The following is a 17,898-nucleotide window of genomic DNA, read 5'->3' as shown; positions in this document are numbered from 1 at the left end:
CCCCCATGTTCCGTACCGCCCTGCGCAACGTCCTCGCGCACAAGGCCCGGCTGCTGATGACGGTGCTCGCCGTCACCCTCGGCGTCGCCTTCGTCTCCGGCACCCTCGTCTTCACCGACACCCTCAAGAAGTCCCTGTCCAGCCAGTCCGCCAAGGACTACGAGGGAGTCGCCGTCTCCGTCACCTCGTACGGCCAGGGCCGCGACGAGAACGGACAGAAGGAGGGCGAGCCCGGCCTCAGCCAGCAGACCCTCGACAAGGTCAAGGCGCTCCCGGGCGTCGACTCCGTCTCCGGCCGCGTCTCCGGCTTCGCCGGCGTGGGTGACGAGAACGGCAAGCTGATCGGCTCCGGCTGGTCCAACAAGGGTGGCAACTACACCCCCGTCAAGGACGGCAAGGACCCGCGCTACGCCTTCATACAGGGCGCGGGCCCGGCCAAGGCCGACGAGGTCGCGCTCGACAAGGCCACCGCGGACGCGGGCGCGTACAAGGTCGGCGACAAGGTCCGTGTCGCCACCAACGGCCCGGTCAAGGAGTACTCCCTCGCCGGCGTCTTCACGACCGAGGACGGCGCCGTCCAGGCCGGCGGCAGCCTGGTGCTCTTCGACACCAAGGTCGCCCAGGAGCTCTACCTCAAGCCCGGTTACTTCCAGGAGCTGTCGGTCGGCGCCAAGAACGGCACTTCCGCCGACAAGCTGCTCGCCGACATGAAGCCGCTGATCGACGGCAAGCACACCAAGGCGCAGACCGGCGCGGCGCTCGCCGCGGAGCAGGCCAAGCAGATCGAGGAGGGCCTCGGCCAGATGGGCACCATGCTGCTCGTCTTCGCCGGCATCTCGCTCTTCGTCGGCATCTTCCTGATCTACAACACCTTCACCATGCTGGTCACCCAGCGCACCAAGGAGCTGGCCCTGCTGCGCGCCGTCGGCGCCAACCGCGGTCAGGTCATGCGTTCGGTGCTCGCCGAGGCCCTGGTCGTCGGCTTCGTGTCCGCCGCCATCGGCCTGGTCAGCGGCGTCGGCCTGGCGGTCGGCATGCGCTCGGTGATCGGTTCCTTCGGCGCCAAGCTGCCGGGCGGCGACCTCGTGATCGCCCCGGGCACCGTCATCGCCGCCCTGGTCATCGGCGTCCTGGTCACCACCCTCGCGGCCCTGCTGCCGGCCTGGCGCACCGGCCGGATCGCCCCGGTCGCCGCCATGGGCAGCGCCCACCTGCCGGCCACCTCGAAGTCCCTGGTCGTGCGCAACGTCCTCGGCTCGATCATCAGCGTCCTCGGCATCGGCCTCGTCCTGCTCGGCGTGTCCTCGGGCGGCAACAACGGCCGCATGAGCATCGGCGCGGGCGCCTTCTTCATGCTGATCGGCATGATCGTGCTGCTGCCGCTGCTCTCCAAGCCGGTCATCGGGGCCGTCCGCCCGCTGCTGCAGAAGGTGTTCGGGATCCCCGGCAAGCTGGCCTCCCAGAACGCCGTCCGCAACCCGCGCCGCACCGCCGTCACCGCCGCCTCCCTGGCGATCGGCCTGACCCTGGTCACGACCCTGTCCGTGCTCGGCATCACGGTGGGCAAGGTCGTCGACCGCATGAGCACCGAGAAGCTCAAGGCGGACTACCGGGTCTCCATGGCCGGCGACATCGGCGGCCTCGACGAGTCGGTGGCCGAGACCCTGGCCAAGACCCCCGGCATCACGGCCGTCTCCCCGCAGACCGCCGGCTACTTCATGGTCGGCGAGAGCTTCCGGTCCGCCTCCGGCGTCAACCCCGCCGCCATCGGCCGGCTGCTCAACGTGGAGGTCCTCAGCGGTTCGCTGGACAGCCTCGGCAAGGGTGAGCTCGCGGTCGCCGAGAAGACGGCCAAGGAACAGAAGCTCAGTGTCGGCTCCACGCTCCAGGTCCAGTACGAGGACGGGGAGAAGGGCTCCCTGAAGGTCGGCGCGGTCTACAAGGACATGGAGGGCCTGCTCTCCCCGTACGTCATCGACGACAAGATCCTCAGCCCGCACAGCGAAGAGCCGTACATCCGCGAGGTGTACGTCAACGTCGACGGCGGGGCGTCCAAGGCCGGCCAGCAGAAGGTCGTCGACGCCCTGGGCAAGAACCCGGCCATCACCGTCGCCACCCAGCAGGACATGCGCAACGAGATGGGCGGCATGATCAACACGATGCTGAACGTCATGTACGGCCTGCTCGGCATGGCGCTGATCATCTCGGTGCTCGGCGTGGTCAACACCCTGGCGATGTCCGTCTTCGAGCGGACCCAGGAGATCGGCATGCTGCGGGCGATCGGCCTCGACCGCAGCCGGGTCAAGAACATGATCCGCCTGGAGGCCGTGGTGATCTCGCTCTTCGGCGCGGTCCTGGGCGTGGTCATCGGCGTCTTCCTCGCCTGGGCGGTCGGCACCACGCTGGCGAAGGCCATGCCGAACTACGAACTGGTCCTCCCGTGGGACCGGATCGGCATCTTCCTCCTGCTGGCCGCCGTGGTCGGCGTGCTGGCCGCCATGTGGCCGGCCCGCAGCGCCGCCCGCCTGAACATGCTGACGGCCATCAAGACCGAGTAGCGCGAGCGGCCCGTACGGGCCGGGCAGGGACACCGCAGGGCCCCGGGGCGACACGCCCCGGGGCCCTGCCCGTTGTGCGCATGCGTTTCCGCTAGGCGCCCGCGCCCCAGGTGCGCAGCCGCAGCGGCAGCCCCGCGTCGCCGGCCGCCCCGGACTTCACCGCGAGGACCTGGTTGACCCCGAGCCGGCCCCGCTCGAAGCCGAGCGCGGAGGCGGCCATGTAGAGCTGCCAGACCCGGGCCCGGCCGGGGGAGGTGAGCCGTACCGCCTCGGCCCAGTGCTCCTCCAGCCGTGCCACCCAGGCCCGCAGGGTCAGCCCGTAGTGCTCCCGCAGCGCCTCCACGTCGCGGACCTCGAAGCCGGCCCGCTCCAGCTCGCCGACGGTGCTGCCGAGCGGGGACAGTTCGCCGTCGGGGAAGACGTAGGCGTCGATGAACTCGTCCACCCGGTAGGCCTCTTCGTCCGGCTCCGGAGGACGGGCGATCTGGTGGTTCAGCAGCCGCCCGCCGGGGCGCAGCAGGGCGTGCAGGGTGCGGGCGTAGTCCCGGTAGCGGTCGGCTCCGACGTGTTCGGCCATCCCGATGGAGGAAATGGCGTCGTAGGGGCCGTCCTTGACGTCCCGGTAGTCCTGGATCCGCAGCTCGACGAGGTCGGCCAGGCCCTCTTCGGCGACCCGTTTGCGGCCGAACGCGGCCTGCTCCCGCGAGAGCGTGATGCCGGTGACCCGCACGCCGTACTCGCGGGCGGCGTGCAGCGCCATGGAGCCCCAGCCGCAGCCGACGTCCAGGAGGCGGTCTCCGGGCCGCAGGGCGAGCTTGCGGCAGACCAGGTCGAGCTTGTCGTACTGGGCCTGCTCCAGGGTGGCACCGGGGCTCCAGTAGGCGCAGGAGTACACCATCGAGGGGCCGAGCACGTGGCCGTAGAAGTCGTTGCCGACGTCGTAGTGGTGGCTGACGGCCTGCCGGTCGCGTCCCTTGCTGTGCCGCTGACCGTCCTTCAGGGCGGCCTCCTCGGCGGGCGGCGCGGGCGGCGGCAGCGGCCCGGCGAGGGCGATCAGCTCGCGCACGGCGGCCCGGTGTCCGGGCTCCCGCAGCAGCCGGGTGGCCTCCGGCAGGGCGAGCGGGCGGGCCCGCTTCGCCCGGCGCGCCAGGCTCCCCAGGGCCCCGAGCGGCCCGGGCCGGCCGGCGGGCGGCAGCGGCCCGCTGTGCGCGGGCCGTTCCCACAGCAGGCCCGCCACCTGCTCCAGCAGGGCGAACAGATCGCCCTCCACCGTCAGTTCCCCCGCCACCCAGGCGCGGGCCAGCCCCAGCTCACCGGGCTTCCACAGCATCCGCCGCACGGCGCGGCGGTCGTGGATCACGAGCACGGGACCGGTGGGCGGGCCCGCCTCGGTACCGTCCCAGGCCCGGACGCGCACCGGCAGCGGGGCACCCAACAGTGTCTCGGCAACAGCGGCCAGCCGCGGCGCGGCGTCCGTCATGGCGCACCTCCACAAAAGCTCCGACCCATCCGTCTACCCATCCCGGGCGCCGGGTACGCCGAAGGGGCCGCCCGCACCACGGATGGCGGGCGGCCCCTTCGGGGTCGTACGGGTCGAGCAGGTCCTGCGGGCCGTGCTCGGGTCCTACCGGTGACGCCGGATCAGGACGCCTTGGCCTTCTCGGCCGGGGCCGCGGCGGCGGCCGGAGCCGGCGCGGGCTTGGCGGCCTCGTAGAACTCCTCGCGGGGTGTCTCCAGAGCACCGAGGGAGACGACCTCGCGCTTGAGGAACATGCCGAGGGTCCAGTCGGCGAAGACGCGGATCTTGCGGTTCCAGGTCGGCATGGCCATGCCGTGGTAGCCACGGTGCATGTACCAGGCGAGCCGGCCCTTGAGCTTGATCTTCGTCTTACCCATGACGATCATCGCGACGCCCTTGTGGAGGCCGAGACCCGCCACCGCACCCTTGTTGGAGTGCGAGTACTCGTGCTGCGGGAAGCCCCGCATGCCCGAGATGACGTTGTCGCCGAGGACCTTGGCCTGGCGCAGCGCGTGCTGGGCGTTCGGCGGGCACCAGGCGTTCTCGACGCCGGCCTTGCGGGCGGCCATGTCCGGGACCTGGGCGTTGTCGCCCGCGGCCCAGATGTAGTCCGTGCCCGTGACCTGGAGGGTCGGCTGGGCGTCCACGTGGCCGCGGGGGCCCAGCGGCAGGCCGTAGCGGGCCAGCACCGGGTTGGGCTTGACGCCGGCGGTCCACACGATGGTGTTGGAGTCGACCTCGAGGCCGTTCTTCAGCACCACGCGGCCGTCCACGCAGGAGTCCATGGAGGTGTTGAGGTAGATCTCGATGCCGCGGGACTCGAGGTGCTCCTTGCCCCAGGTGCCGAGCTTGGGCCCGACCTCGGGAAGGATCTTGTCGGCCGCGTCGACCAGGATGAAGCGCATGTCGTCGCGCTTGATCGTGGAGTAGTACTTCGCGGCGTCACGGGCCATGTCCTCGACCTCGCCGATGGTCTCCGCACCGGCGAAGCCGCCGCCGACGAAGACGAAGGTGAGGGCCTTGCGGCGGACGTCCTCGTCCGTCGTGGACTCGGCCTTGTCGAGCTGCTCGAGGACGTGGTTGCGCAGGCCGATGCCCTCTTCGACGCCCTTCATGCCGATGCCCTGTTCGGCGAGGCCGGGGATCGGGAAGGTGCGGGAGACGGCGCCGAGCGCGATCACCAGGTAGTCGAAGGGCAGCTCGTACGCCTCGCCGACCAGCGGCGTGACGACGGCGACCTTGCGGTCCTGGTCGATGCTGGTGACCCGGCCGGTGAGAACCTCTGCCTTGGGCAGCACGCGTCGCAGCGGGACGACGACGTGCCGAGGCGAGATGCTGCCTGCGGCCACTTCAGGGAGGAAGGGCTGGTAGGTCATGTACGAGCGCGGGTCGACGACCGTGACGGTCGCCTCGCCGTAACGCATCTTCTTCATGATGCGCTTGGCTGCGTACAGGCCTACGTACCCACCTCCTACAACGAGGATCCTGGGACGCTCCGTGGTGCTCATGGAACGAGTATCCAGCACCCAAAGGGGTGTCGCTCGTGAGCCCCTTCACAAGGAGTCGGAGACCCTCTGCTACACTCCGCCGCCCACGTGACGGACGTCATGGCGCCGAACGGGAACCACGGTGTAACGGGAGTCGTTGTGCACCCGTCCTGAACTGGCCTCCAAGGCCTCAAGCGGACTGGACCACCGGGATTCGTCCATACCTCTGAGGCGGAACCGGCAGGGTCCGCCGATCGCACGAACGGGAGCCGAGAGGGGCCTCAAGGCCTCCGGAGAGGCCCAAAGAACCCCTTCGTTGACCCACCAGGCCCCTTTTCCTTGTGAAGAACTTCACGAACTTCATGTGGATCACGGTCGTGGCGACCCCCCGCGAGGCCCCCTCGACGGCCGTTCCGGCGTGGACAGGACGGTTCCGTCCCGCATTTCCTCTGGAGTCCTGCCCGTACGCGAACGATTCAGAGGGCGCAGGCGCTCCTGACCGAGGGCGCCCGAGCGTGACCGCGCCGTCACCGCCGCCGCCGTCACCGTCACCGTCGCCGCCGTCACCGTCACCGCGGCGGGTCGCCGCGCTCGGCGCGGAACGGACCCGGGTTGACCCTCGACCTGGTGGAGGGCACAGGGTTCGGGTGTGGAGAGCGAGATGCGCAGTATCGGGGAGATGGCCCGCGACAGCGGACTGGGCGTGAGCGCCCTGCGGTTCTACGACGGCGCCGGCGTGCTGGTCCCGGTACGGGTGGATCCGCTGACCGGCTACCGCTGGTACGGCCCCGGCCAGGTCGCCGAGGCCCGGCTGCTGGCGCGGCTGCGCCGGGCCGGGATGCCGCTGGCGGACATCCGGCTGGTGCTCGCCGGCTGGTCCGGCGCGGACACCGACCTGGTCCGCACCCTGCTCCAGGCGCATCTGCGCCGTCTCGAACGGGGGCTGTCCGACGCCCGCAGCGAGTTCTCCGCGGTCCGAGCGCTCCTCGAACACAGGGAGATCCCCATGACTGCCCGCAGCACCGCCACCGCCCGGTTCACCGTTTCCGCGCCGGAGTTGGCCGCCTCGTTGGACGCGGTCCGGTTCGCCGTCAGCACCGACCCGGAGCTGCCGATGCTCGGCGGTGTCCTGTTCGACGCCGAGGACGGGGCGCTGCGCGTCGTGGCGACGGACCGGTACCGGATGGCCGTCGCCCGGGTCCGTACCGGCGGACACGCCGGGCCCCGGGCGCAGGCCATCGTGCCGGCGCCGCTCGCCGACGCGATGCGGGCGCTGCTGGGTGACGACGCGTCCGTCGCGCTCACCCTGGACGGTGCCCGCGTGACGCTGGAGGCGGGGGACCGCCAGACGGCCGGCCCGTGCCTCGATCACGAGTTCCCCGACTACCGCCGCCTCGTCAGCCTGCCGGCGGGGCGCCGCGTCCTGGTCGACGTGCCGGCTCTGCGCGAGGCCGTGGAGACCGGCCCCGTCCGCGCCGACGAGCGCGGGCCGGAGGGCGTGGTCCACGACGTCAGCGTGCTCAGGGTGACGGACGACGGCACGGTGTCCGTCCACGGGGACGGGGACGGAGAGGAGGACGGAGCCGGCGGCGGCGACATCGCCGTGAACCGTACGTTCCTGCTGCAGGCCCTCGCCGCCGGAGCCCGCGACCGGCTGATCCTGGAGCTCGGCGCCCCCACGGCGCCCCTGGCCGTCCGCCGGCCCGAGGACGACGGCGCCTTCTCGCTGCTGATGCCGGTCCGGCTGGAGGACTGAGGGGCGTCTTGGACGGGGAACGGCGGCGCCCCCGGCAGGTGATCACCGGGGGCGCCGCCGCGTCGGCGACCTCGTTGCGCGTGCGGTCAGGACCGCCGCTTGTCCGCCTCGACCTCTTCCGCGATCTTGATCGCGATGCCGTCCAGGATGTCGTGCTCCGAGACGACGACCTCCGAGGCGCCGGTGCGCTCCATGATCGCCAGCAGGACCAGCGCGCCGGCGCCGATCACGTCCACCCGGCCCGGGTGCATCACGGGGATCGCCGCGCGCTCGGCGTGCGTCGTCGTCAGCATCCGCTCGCTGATCTCGCGGACCTGCTCGTAGGAGATCCGGGAGTGGTGGATGGCGGACGAGTCGTACTCCGTCAGCCCGAGCGCGATCGCGGCGACCGTGGTCACCGAGCCCGCCAGGCCCACCAGGGTGCGCGCCTCGGCCAGCGGGACGGTCTCGGCGGCAAGATCCAGCGCCGCCTCGACGTCGGCCCGTATCGCGGCGATCTGCGCCTGCGTCGGCGGGTCGGTGACGACCCCGTCGACCACCAGGTGACGCTCGGTCATGCGGACGCAGCCCACGTCCACGGAGCGCGCGGCGCGGGCGTGTTCCTCGCCGACGACGAACTCGGTCGAGCCGCCGCCGATGTCCACCACCAGGAACGGCCGCTCCAGGTGTTCGTGCGCCGTGAGCTCCTTGGTGGCGCCGGTGAAGGAGAACTCCGCCTCCAGGTCACCGGAGATCACCTCGGGCTCGACGCCCAGGATGTCCAGTACGCCCCGGACGAAGTCCTCCCGGTTCTCGGCGTCCCGGGAGGCGGAGGTCGCCACGAAGCGCACCCGCTCCGCGCCGTGCTCCTTGATGACTTCCGCGTACTCGCGGCAGGCGGCGAAGGTGCGCTCCAGCGCCTCCGGGGCCAGGCGCCCGGTCTTGTCCACGCCCTGGCCGAGCCGGACGACGGTCATCCGGCGGTCCAGGTCGGTCAGCTCGACCGTGGGGCCCGCGCCGGAGGCGCTTTCGGACACGGTGCAGTCCGCCACGAGCAGCCGGATGGAGTTCGTACCGCAGTCGACGGCCGCGACCCGGGTCACGCCTGCGGCTCCTTGTCGTCCGCCTTCGCCCCGCACGGGGTGACGCAGGCGCCCTTGGCCCACCACTCCGGCAGCATGGCAAGGGCCTCGTCGCCGAAGGGGTTCACACCGGGGCCGGCGGCCAGGGAGTGGCCGACCAGCACGTGCAGGCACTTCACCCGGTCGGGCATGCCGCCGGCGCTCGGGAAGCCCTGGAGCACCTCGATGGCGTCGCGGCGCTCGATGTAGTCCTCGTGCGCGGCCTGGTAGGCGGCGGCGAGTTCCGGGTCCTCGGCGAGCCGGGCCTGCATCTCCTTCATCACGCCGTTGGCCTCCAGCGTGCCGATCGCGGAGGCCGCGCGCGGGCACGTCAGGTAGTACAGCGTCGGGAAGGGGGTGCCGTCGGGGAGCCGCGGGGCGGTCTCCACCACGTCGGGCTGCCCGCAGGGGCAGCGGTGCGCGATGGCGCGCAGCCCGCGCGGCGGGCGGCCGAGCTGCTGCTCGAACGCCTCGATGTCCGCGTCGGTCGGCTCGGTCCGGTCGGTCTGGGGCGGGGGCGTCTGCATGCCTGGAGGAAGTCTCTTCGTTCTCGTGGATGGGTACTGCGGTGTGCGGTTCAGTCGCCGGGACGGTCGGCCTTGTCGACGCCGTCCCAGACGTTGGAGTACCAGGGGCGGTCGGAGCCGGCCTGGCCGGTCCGGTGCGGTTCAGGGGGCCGGGACCCCGCGTCGCCCATGATGTAGCCGATCTCCCCCGGGCGCAGGAAGTGCAGGTGCTTGCGCGCCTGCTGCTCCGCGTACGCGTCGTCCTGCCAGCGGGCCTTCTCGTCGCGCAGCCGCTCCAGGCGGTCCCGCGCGGACGCGGCGTCCCGCTGCTGCTCCGCGATCTCCGTACGCTGGGAGACGTACTGGCGCATCGGATACGCGAGGGCGACGACCAGGGTACAGAGGACGAGCACCAGGAGCGCGGCCCGGCCCGTGAGCCGGCTGCGGCGGACCTGTCGCCGCGACTGCGAGCGGTAGACGTGGGCGGCGGTCCGCTCGCCGAGCTGCTTGAGCCTGGTCGCGGTGGAGAAGGTGGAGAACCGATCGCGGTTCCCGGCCATTGATCCGCCTCCCCTATGTACGCACTACGCAATACGTCCCCGCACACGGTACGGGACCGAGTGCGGGGACGTACGGAGGCTAGGCGCAGCCGTCAGGCATGGCTCGGCCCGAGGGTGATCAGCCCTTGAAGCGCGGGAAGGCGGAACGGCCCGCGTACACCGCGGCGTCGTCGAGGATCTCCTCGATGCGCAGCAGCTGGTTGTACTTGGCGACACGGTCCGAACGGGCCGGGGCGCCGGTCTTGATCTGACCGCAGTTCACGGCGACGGCGAGGTCGGCGATGGTGACGTCCTCGGTCTCACCGGAACGGTGCGACATCATGCACTTGAAGCCGTTGCGCTGGGCCATCTCGACGGCGTCCAGGGTCTCGGTCAGCGAACCGATCTGGTTCACCTTCACGAGCAGGGCGTTCGCGGAGCCCTCCTCGATGCCGCGGGCCAGACGCTCCGGGTTGGTGACGAAGAGGTCGTCGCCGACGATCTGGACCTTGGCGCCCAGCTTGTCGGTGAGGGTCTTCCAGCCGGCCCAGTCGTCCTCGTACAGCGGGTCCTCGATGGAGACCATCGGGTACGCGGAGACGAGCTCCTCGTAGTACTCGGTCATCTCGGCGGCCGAGCGGGACTGGCCCTCGAACTCGTACTTGCCGTCCTTGTAGAACTCGGACGCGGCGACGTCGAGCGCGAGCGCGATGTCCTTGCCCGGGACGTAGCCGGCCTGCTTGATGGCCTCGACGATGAGGTCGAGCGCGGCGCGGTTGGACTCCAGGTTCGGGGCGAAGCCGCCCTCGTCACCGAGACCGGTGGACAGGCCCTTGGTGTGCAGGACCTTCTTGAGGGTGTGGTAGACCTCGGCACCCCAGCGCAGCGCCTCGGAGAAGGACTCCGCGCCGATCGGGGCGATCATGAACTCCTGGATGTCCACGTTGGAGTCGGCGTGCGACCCACCGTTGAGGATGTTCATCATCGGAACGGGCAGCAGGTGCGCGTTCGGACCGCCGAGGTAGCGGAAGAGCGGAAGGTCCGAGGCCTCGGACGCGGCGTGCGCGACGGCGAGGGAGACGCCGAGGATGGCGTTGGCGCCGAGCGAGCCCTTGTTGTCGGTGGCGTCCAGGTCGAACATGGCCTGGTCGATCAGGCGCTGCTCGGTGGCGTCGTAGCCGACGAGCTCCGGGCCGATCTGCTCGATGACGGCGAGGACGGCCTTCTCGACACCCTTGCCGAAGTAACGGTTGGGGTCACCGTCACGCAGCTCGATGGCCTCGAATGCACCGGTGGAGGCGCCGGACGGAACTGCAGCACGGCCGGTGCTGCCATCGTCGAGGCCCACCTCGACCTCGACCGTGGGGTTGCCTCGGGAGTCCAGGATTTCCCGGGCTACGACGACGTCGATGGACGGCACGAGCATCTCCTTCTGGGATGTGACGCTGAGTGTGCGGTGGCGTGTCAGGCCGTGGGATGGCCTTGCCGCCTAGAGCCTAACCGGATCCGGGGACTCGACCGGCCGACCGCCCGGCCCCTGGGACGAAAAAGGGACCGAATACCCCTCTTCCGGGACATACGTCTCTTGATCACCGGCCCTCGGCCGGTGGCGCGCACCGCACACACCACCGCCCGGCGCGTGAGGGGAAGACGCGCCGGGCGGTGGGAAACCTGTGCTTCGTGCACATTTCTGCGGCTATGGCCGCAGTGTTCAGCTGAGCTTCAGCTTCTGACCGGGGTAGATCAGGTCGGCGTCCGAGACGATGTCCTTGTTCAGCTCGAAGAGCTTCTCCCAGCCGCCCTTGACGCCGTTGGCCTCGGCGATGGTGCCCAGGGTGTCGCCGGACTTGACCTCGTACGAGCCGTTGCCGGTCTTCGGCGCGACCGGAGCCTCGGCGCGCTCGGAGCGGGTGACCGGCGCCTCGGGGCGCTTGGTCTCCTTCTTCGGCGTGGCCTTGGTCTCGGTCTTCTTCGTCTCGGTCTTCTTGGTCTCGGTCTTCTTCGGCTTGGTCGGCGTCGTGGTGTCGCCGCCACCGGTGGACGAGGAGTTCGACAGACCCTTGCCGCAGTGCGGCCAGGCGCCCTTGCCCTGGACCTTGAGGACCTTCTCCGCGACGGCTATCTGCTGGGCCTTCGAGGCCTGGTTGGCCTGCGGGGCGTACGACTTGCCGCCGAACCCGGCCCACGTGGAGGACGAGAACTGCAGACCGCCGTAGTAGCCGTTGCCCGTGTTGATGGCCCAGTTGCCACCGGACTCGCACTGGGCGACCTTGTCCCACTCCGAGGCGGTGGCGGCGCTGGCGGTGCCCGCGGCCATCAGAGGAGCGGCGACGGCCACACCGGCGACACCGGCGAGCGTGACGATGCGGACGGCCTTGGAACCGCGGCGGTGCTTGCCCTTGCCGGAAAGCAGCATGGAGATTCTCCTCACCGACGCCTACGAGGTGAGCTGTCGGGTTCGGGCGAGTGAGTTGCCCGGCCGTGCGACCTAGCGCACGTCTTAACCCCTAGCCGGTGGCGTGACCGTCTCTCAACGGCCGCTCCCGGCACTTACCTTGGTTCCCCCGCTCCTGCCTTCGGCGCTTGACGCGACGACTGTTCCCTCCGGCCGCCGGCAGGATTCGGCGATGCGGTCGAAGGAGCCCGCGGTGGCGGGCGATTCAGAAGGTAGACAGGTCTCTCCCCGATGTTCAACGAGGAACATCGGGGAGAGAGGGCCCCTACTTGCGCTCTCCTCAAGGACATTTGCGCAGGTGAGGGCGGGGTTTGCGGAAGCCCCCAGGTGGGACACGCCAGTTGACCGAGAGAGACACATGTCTCACTTGCCGAAAACCGACATTCAACTCTTACCGGACGACTGAACTGTCCCTATTACACGGTTAGATCCAGGTTCTGGCCGGGCTTGATCAGATCGGCGTCCTCGCCGATGACCTGCTCGTTGGCCTCGTAGAGACCGTTCCAGCCGCCCTTGACGCCCTTGGCAGACGCGATGGCGGTCAGGCTGTCGCCCTCCTTGACCGTGTAGGTGGGGTTCGGCGCGCCGTCAGTCACGCCGTGCGCCTCGGGGGCGGGAGCACCTCGGTGCTTGCCGCTGCCCTCGGCGGGAGTGGCGCCCGGGGTCGCAGGGGCCGTCGTGTCGACCGGGGGCAGGCCCGGGGTCGCGGGCGGCGTCGCGGGCGAGGTCGGGTCCACCGGGAGGACCGGGACCGTCGGGTCGCCGCCGGGGGTCGCCGGGGGCGTGCCCGGGTCGCCCGGAAGGGTCGGAACCGCGGGCGGCGTCGTCGGGACGTCCGGCGCCGGCATGACGGGCAGTCCGATCGACGGGGCGTCGGGGATCAGGAAGGGGGTGCCGGACGGGCTCGGGACCGCCGGGGTCGGAGCGCCGTAGTCCGTGGAGGGCTTGCCGCCCCCGGTGGTGGGCACGGTGTCGTCGGGGCGCGACGGCGTGGGGCCGAGGGTGCTCTGCCCGCCGGGGAGACCGGGGTCCACCTGTGCGGGGGGACCCTGCCGGTCCAGTCCGGCCGAGGTCGCGCACAGCGGCCACGCCTGCGGTCCCTGCGATTGCAGCACCCGCTCGGCCACGGCGATCTGCTGGGACCGGCTCGCGAGGTCGGGGCGCTCGGCGAATTCGAGGCCGCCGGCGCTCTGCCACTGCTCCTGGGTGAACTGGAGCCCGCCGTAGGCGCCGCTGCCGAAGTTGGCGCTCCAAGAGCCGCCGCTCTCGCACTCGGCGACCTTGTCCCACGTGGAGGTGTCGGCGGCGGTGGCATTGGTGGCGGCTAGCAGCGGCAGAGCCAACGCGGAGCCAGTGACTCCGGCTGTGACTACCAGCGCGGGGACCTGGCGGGGGCGTCTGTGGCGGCCGTTCCCGGAACGCATGAGGTGCACCTTTCGCATAACAGCGGGGTAACGGCAGAACCTAGCGGCCTTTGAACGATTGTCACAAGTTCAGCCGGAAACTGACTGCAAATCAGGCGGCCTTCAGATGTTTCAACCTGTGAAGCGCACGGGAAGGGTGCGCAGGCCGCGCATGATCAACCCGCCCCGCCAGCGCAGGTCTTGGGGCGGAACAGCGAGTTCCAGATCCGGCAGACGCGTCAGCAAAGTCGCGAGCGCGGTCTGCCCCTCAAGTCGTGCGAGCGGGGCGCCCAGGCAGTAGTGGATGCCGTGTCCGTACCCGAGGTGCTGGTTGTCGGCCCTGGAGAGATCGAGGGTGTCCGGCTCGGTGAACCGTTCGGGATCCCGGTCGGCGGCCGCGAGGACGACCAGGACCGGGTCACCGGTCTCGATCCGCCGGCCGCCGAGGGTCAGCGGCTCGGTGGCGAACCGCCAGGTCGCCAGCTCCACGGGACCGTCGTAGCGCAGCAGTTCCTCGACACCGGTGGCCAGCAGTCCGCTCTCGCCGGCGGCGAGGGAGCGCTGCAGGCGCTCGCGCTGGTCCGGGTTCATGAAGAGGGAGTGGACCCCGTTGCCGATGAGGTTCACGGTGGTTTCGAAACCGGCGAAAAGCAGGATAAAAGCCATGGCGGTCGCCTCGGCCTCCGTCAGGTGGTCGCCGTGGTCGCTCGCCCGGATCAGGTCCGAGATCAGGTCATCGCCCAGATCATCCCTTTTGCGATGGATGAGCTCGCCGAGGTAGGTGCGCATCTGTTTGACCGACCGGGCGACCCCGCCGCGCGGGCCGCCGCCGTGGCGGATCATCATGCCGGCCCAGTCGCGGAAGTCGTCCTGGTCCTCGCGCGGTACGCCGAGCATCTCGCAGATGGCGTAGATGGGGAGCGGGAAGGCGAACTCGTGGATGAGGTCCGCCTCCCCCTTCCCGTCGACGCGCGGCTTTTCGACGATCCGGTCGATCAGCTGGTCGGTGAGCGCCTGCACCCGCGGGGCGAACTCGGCGACACGGCGCGGGGTGAACGCCTTCGACACCAGCCTCCGCAGCCGGGTGTGGTCCGGCGGGTCGATGTTGAGCAGGTGCGTCATCAGCTCCGCCTTGCGCTCCCCCGGGATCCCGGTTTTGCCCTTGGCGTGCGCGGGCTCCGCGTGGTGCGCCGGATTCTTGCTGAGCCGCTGGTCGGCGAGGGCCTGGCGGGCGTCTGCGTAGCGGGTGACCAGCCAGGCCTCGACCCCGCTGGGGAGCTTGGTGCGGTGCACCGGGGAGTGCTCGCGCAGCCATGCGTAGGCCGGGTACGGGTCGGTCGCGAACTCCCAGTCGAAGAGGGTCGGGCCCTCGGTGGAAGGGGTGTCGGCCGGAGTTGCGGGGGTCTGCTCATGCACCCGAAGACCGTATCCCGGCGCCGGGCCGCCATCCCATATGGCCCGTTCGTCGCGGCTGTCCGCAGATCGGCCATCACTTGACCTCACCTTCTCCGACACTCCTACTTTCGGGTTTGTGGATGTGAGGATCTTGAAAAGCAGTTTCGCTGTGGTGGAGAGACGGGCCGAGCACGCGGTCAAGTTCTTCTACTCCCACCTCTTCTGGCACAACCCCGGCATCCGTGACCTCTTCCCGGCCCACCCCGAGGACATGGAACGGCAGCGCGACCGGCTCTTCGCGGCGCTCACCCACGTGATCGCCCACCTGGACGACGGGACCCTCGGCCCCTACCTTCGCGACCTGGGACGCGACCACCGCAAGTTCCTGGTCGGCCCCGAGCACTACGCGGCCGTCGGCGCCAGCCTGCTCGCCGCGCTCGCCGAGACCTCCGGCGAGGCCTGGACCCCGCAGGTGGAGAAGGCCTGGACCGAGGCCTACCAGGTGATCGCCGACACCATGACGGCCGGCGCCGACGCGAGCGCGGACCCGCCGTGGTGGGACGCGGAGGTCGTACGCCACCTCCAGTACGGACAGGACATCGGCGTTCTGACCCTGCGCCCGCACGTCCCCTTCCCCTATGTCCCCGGCCAGTACACGAGCGTGAGCAGCGAGCGGGTCCCGACGACCTGGCGCACCTACTCCATCGGCAACGCCCCGCGCGCCGACGGAACCCTCGACCTGCACGTCAGCCGGATCGAGCGGGGACGGCTCAGCACCAGCCTGGTCCGCGAGACGCAGCCGGGTGACCTCCTGCGCCTCGGCGCCGCCGGCGGGCAGCTGACCTTCCGCCGCGAGGACCGCCCGGCCAGCCTCATCGCGGCCGGCACCGGCTGGGCGCCGATCCGGGCCATCCTGGAGGACCTCGCAGAACACCCTCCTGACCAGGACGTACGGCTCTTCGTGGTGGCCCGGGACGGCGCGCACCTCTACGACCGGCCGCTCATCGACGCGTACACCGCCTCCTGCGGCTGGCTCGGCGTCACCTACATCACGCCCGCCCCCGGGCAGCACCGCAACCAGGCCACCGACCGGCTCGCGACCGCGCTCGGCCACCGCGCCATGTGGCCGGACCAGGACGTCTACCTCAGCGGGCCGGCGCAGTTCGTCGCCGAGACCGCCGCCCTCCTGGAGGAACTGGGCGCCCGCCCCGGCCGCCTCTTCCACGACTCGGTGCCGGGCCTCGGTCAGGGCAGCGGGCCGGCGGGCCGGCCGCTGGGCTTCGGCGAGTGGTTCCTGAACCGCCCGACGCCGCACTGGTACGACCCCTCGGCCCGCGCGCCGAGGGAGTACTAAGCCGAGGGAGTACCAAGGGGGACACTGCCCGGGGCTACGCCCCCGCGTCGCCGACGCCCTCGGCGGCCCGGATCGCGTCCCGGTAGACGCGGGCCGCCGCGCGCAGCGCGGTCTCGGGGTCGATCCCCGCCGCCTCGGCGCGCGCCGCCAGCTCCAGCAGCTCGTACCCGATGCCCTCGCCGCGGGGCAGCTCGACGTCCACCCCGCCCGTACGGACCCGGCCCGCGAGCTTGGCCGCGAGCGCCAGACCGGGCTGGCCCACCGGGATCCCGTCGGTGACCGACTCCCGCTGCTTCTCGACCGCCTTGGTCCGCTGCCAGTGCGCGTGGACGTCTTCCGGGGTCTCGGCCTTCGCGTCGCCGAAGACGTGCGGGTGCCGGTGGATCAGCTTCTCCACCAGGGCACCGGCCACGTCGTCGATGGAGAACGCCTCTTCGCCGTCCTCACCGTCCCCGTCTGCCTCCTCGGCGATCCGCGCGTGGAAGACCACCTGCAGCAGGACGTCGCCGAGCTCCTCGCGCAGTTCGTCCCGGTCCCCGTCCTCGATGGCCTCGACGAGCTCGTACGCCTCCTCGATCGCGTACTTGGCCAGGCCCCTGTGGGTCTGCTGCGAGGTCCACGGGCACTCGCGCCGGACCCGGTCCATCACCTGGACCAGGTCGAGCAGGCGCGCGCCCGGCAGGTCGTAGGAGCCGGGCAGCAGTTCCAGGTCGGGCATGGAGACCCGGCCGGATCCGGCCAGGCGGGCCAGCCCGTCGGTGAGCCGCTGGTCGCCCTCGCCGCCCGGGAGCACCACGACCGTGCGGCCGCCCGCGCAGGCCTCGACCAGCTCGTGCGCGTCCGGGGTCCCGTGCGTGACCTCGATGCCCGCCTCCCGCAGGTACGGCAGCTGCGGGTGGCCGGGGTCGGCGCACAGCACCCGGTCCGCGGCGTGCAGGGTCTGCCACGCCGGCCAGGACAGCACGCCGGGGGCGACCCGGTGGCTGGTGGTCAGCAGGACGATGCGGCCCGTGGGCTCGGCGGCGGTGGGCTCGGAGTGGTCGGTCACCCTCCGAACCTACCTCCGGTCGGCGGTGTCAGGCTCCGGCGGGTGCCTGCTCGGGACGGGTCCGCTGGGTGATCCAGGGGGTCTCCCCGACGCCGAGCTTGATCTGCTTGGCGTCCCAGGCTCCGTAGCGCGGGTTGACCTCGATGTCCAGGGCCTGCACGGCGGCCCGGGCGGGCTCCTCCAGCTTCCCGTTGCCGTACTTGGCGGACAGCTTGGTCAGGAGCACCCGGTCCCGCAGGAAGCGGTCGACCTGGCCGGGGGCCATGGCGCCCTTCTGCAGGAGCAGCGCCTCGAACTGCTCGGCTCCGCCGTTCTCGTCGACGTACGCCTTGCGCTCGTCCTCGATGTCCTTCTGGGTGGCGGTGAGCCCGGCCGTCCGCGCCATCTCGTCGATGATCCGGCTCTGGAGGATCGAGTCGAGCTTCTGCCGCTCCAGGTTGGGGGTGCTCGCGATGAGTTCGGCGGCGGCCTGACCGGCCCGGTTCTGTGCGGCGCGGACGTCGTTGACCTGGGCCTGGAGCGCGGAGGTGGTGATCCGTTCGCCGCCGACGACGGCCGCGGTGCCGGGACGTGCCTCGCCCGAGCAGGCGGACAGCAGGGGCGCCGCCAGGAGCAGGGCGGTGGAGACGGAGAGCGCTGTGCGACGGTGCAAAGGAGCCTCCAGGGCCGGGAGATTGTGCGTCGGTGCACAAAGGGGCCGTGCGGTGATCGATGTTATGCAGTCAGGGTGATGCGAGCCACCGGTTCGGCCAACGATTCGCGCGCGGACTGAACACGC

14 protein-coding genes and 1 riboswitch are annotated in these 17,898 nt (G+C 71.0%); of the genes, 3 read left to right on the top strand and 11 right to left on the bottom strand.

Annotation, left to right across the window (positions count from 1 at the left end; all coding sequences use genetic code 11):
* The first annotated feature begins 5 nt into the window (after window positions 1-5).
* A complete protein-coding gene (locus tag OG534_RS22075) occupies window positions 6-2,558 on the top strand; it encodes an ABC transporter permease (protein WP_326590040.1) in 2,553 nt (850 codons plus the stop codon).
* A gap of 91 nt (window positions 2,559-2,649) precedes the next feature.
* Here the strand turns inward: OG534_RS22075 and OG534_RS22070 are convergent, their stop codons facing one another.
* A complete protein-coding gene (locus OG534_RS22070) occupies window positions 2,650-4,038 on the bottom strand; it encodes a cyclopropane-fatty-acyl-phospholipid synthase family protein (RefSeq protein ID WP_326590039.1) in 1,389 nt (462 codons plus the stop codon).
* A gap of 161 nt (window positions 4,039-4,199) precedes the next feature.
* Window positions 4,200-5,585 carry an NAD(P)/FAD-dependent oxidoreductase gene (locus tag OG534_RS22065; protein ID WP_326590038.1) on the bottom strand — a complete coding sequence of 462 codons (1,386 nt, stop codon included), beginning with the start codon at window positions 5,583-5,585 and terminating at the stop codon, window positions 4,200-4,202.
* Window positions 5,586-6,213: 628 nt separating this feature from the next.
* Between OG534_RS22065 and OG534_RS22060 the strand changes: the two genes are divergently transcribed.
* A complete protein-coding gene (locus OG534_RS22060; RefSeq protein WP_326590037.1) occupies window positions 6,214-7,320 on the top strand; it encodes a DNA polymerase III subunit beta family protein in 1,107 nt (368 codons plus the stop codon).
* A gap of 86 nt (window positions 7,321-7,406) precedes the next feature.
* Here OG534_RS22060 and OG534_RS22055 read toward each other — a convergent pair whose 3' ends face one another.
* The 7 genes from OG534_RS22055 to OG534_RS22025 all read right to left on the bottom strand — a co-directional run bounded on the left by OG534_RS22055 (window position 7,407) and on the right by OG534_RS22025 (window position 14,739).
* Window positions 7,407-8,402: a Ppx/GppA phosphatase family protein gene (locus tag OG534_RS22055; RefSeq protein ID WP_326590035.1), complete on the bottom strand. Its 996-nt coding sequence runs from the start codon at window positions 8,400-8,402 to the stop codon at window positions 7,407-7,409.
* On the bottom strand, window positions 8,399-8,947 hold the full coding sequence (locus OG534_RS22050; RefSeq protein WP_326590034.1) for a DUF501 domain-containing protein: 549 nt from the start codon (window positions 8,945-8,947) through the stop codon (window positions 8,399-8,401). The genes OG534_RS22055 and OG534_RS22050 overlap by 4 nt, the downstream gene beginning before the upstream one ends.
* 50 nt (window positions 8,948-8,997) lie before the next feature.
* The gene (locus OG534_RS22045; RefSeq protein WP_326590033.1) at window positions 8,998-9,486 is read right to left on the bottom strand and encodes an FtsB family cell division protein; all 489 of its coding nucleotides are present in this window, start codon (window positions 9,484-9,486) and stop codon (window positions 8,998-9,000) included.
* 118 nt (window positions 9,487-9,604) lie between these two features.
* Complete coding sequence (gene eno, locus OG534_RS22040) at window positions 9,605-10,891, bottom strand: phosphopyruvate hydratase (protein WP_326590032.1); 1,287 nt, start codon at window positions 10,889-10,891, stop codon at window positions 9,605-9,607.
* A 285-nt stretch (window positions 10,892-11,176) separates the two neighbouring features.
* Window positions 11,177-11,881: a transglycosylase family protein gene (locus OG534_RS22035; RefSeq protein WP_326590031.1), complete on the bottom strand. Its 705-nt coding sequence runs from the start codon at window positions 11,879-11,881 to the stop codon at window positions 11,177-11,179.
* A gap of 3 nt (window positions 11,882-11,884) precedes the next feature.
* A riboswitch (cyclic di-AMP (ydaO/yuaA leader) is annotated at window positions 11,885-12,057 on the bottom strand.
* Between the two features lie 279 nt (window positions 12,058-12,336).
* Complete coding sequence (locus OG534_RS22030; protein WP_326590029.1) at window positions 12,337-13,263, bottom strand: transglycosylase family protein; 927 nt, start codon at window positions 13,261-13,263, stop codon at window positions 12,337-12,339.
* 192 nt (window positions 13,264-13,455) lie between these two features.
* Window positions 13,456-14,739, bottom strand: coding sequence for a cytochrome P450 family protein (locus OG534_RS22025; RefSeq protein ID WP_326590027.1), 1,284 nt, complete (start codon window positions 14,737-14,739; stop codon window positions 13,456-13,458).
* A gap of 148 nt (window positions 14,740-14,887) precedes the next feature.
* Here OG534_RS22025 and OG534_RS22020 point away from each other — a divergent pair, with 148 nt between their 5' ends.
* Window positions 14,888-16,072, top strand: a complete 1,185-nt coding sequence (locus OG534_RS22020; RefSeq protein ID WP_326590025.1) for a globin domain-containing protein — start codon at window positions 14,888-14,890, stop codon at window positions 16,070-16,072.
* Between the two features lie 34 nt (window positions 16,073-16,106).
* Here the strand turns inward: OG534_RS22020 and OG534_RS22015 are convergent, their stop codons facing one another.
* Together OG534_RS22015 and OG534_RS22010 are read right to left on the bottom strand one after the other, a co-directional pair.
* Complete coding sequence (locus OG534_RS22015; protein ID WP_326590024.1) at window positions 16,107-17,120, bottom strand: nucleoside triphosphate pyrophosphohydrolase; 1,014 nt, start codon at window positions 17,118-17,120, stop codon at window positions 16,107-16,109.
* A gap of 28 nt (window positions 17,121-17,148) precedes the next feature.
* On the bottom strand, window positions 17,149-17,772 hold the full coding sequence (locus OG534_RS22010; RefSeq protein WP_326590022.1) for a SurA N-terminal domain-containing protein: 624 nt from the start codon (window positions 17,770-17,772) through the stop codon (window positions 17,149-17,151).
* Window positions 17,773-17,898 lie beyond the last annotated feature (126 nt).

Origin of the sequence: Streptomyces sp. NBC_01294 (genome assembly GCF_035917235.1) — a bacterium.
Classification (GTDB): Bacteria; Actinomycetota; Actinomycetes; order Streptomycetales; family Streptomycetaceae; genus Streptomyces; species Streptomyces caledonius.
Note: the sequence above shows the minus strand (reverse complement) of the source record. Positions and strands in the feature narration are given on the sequence as shown.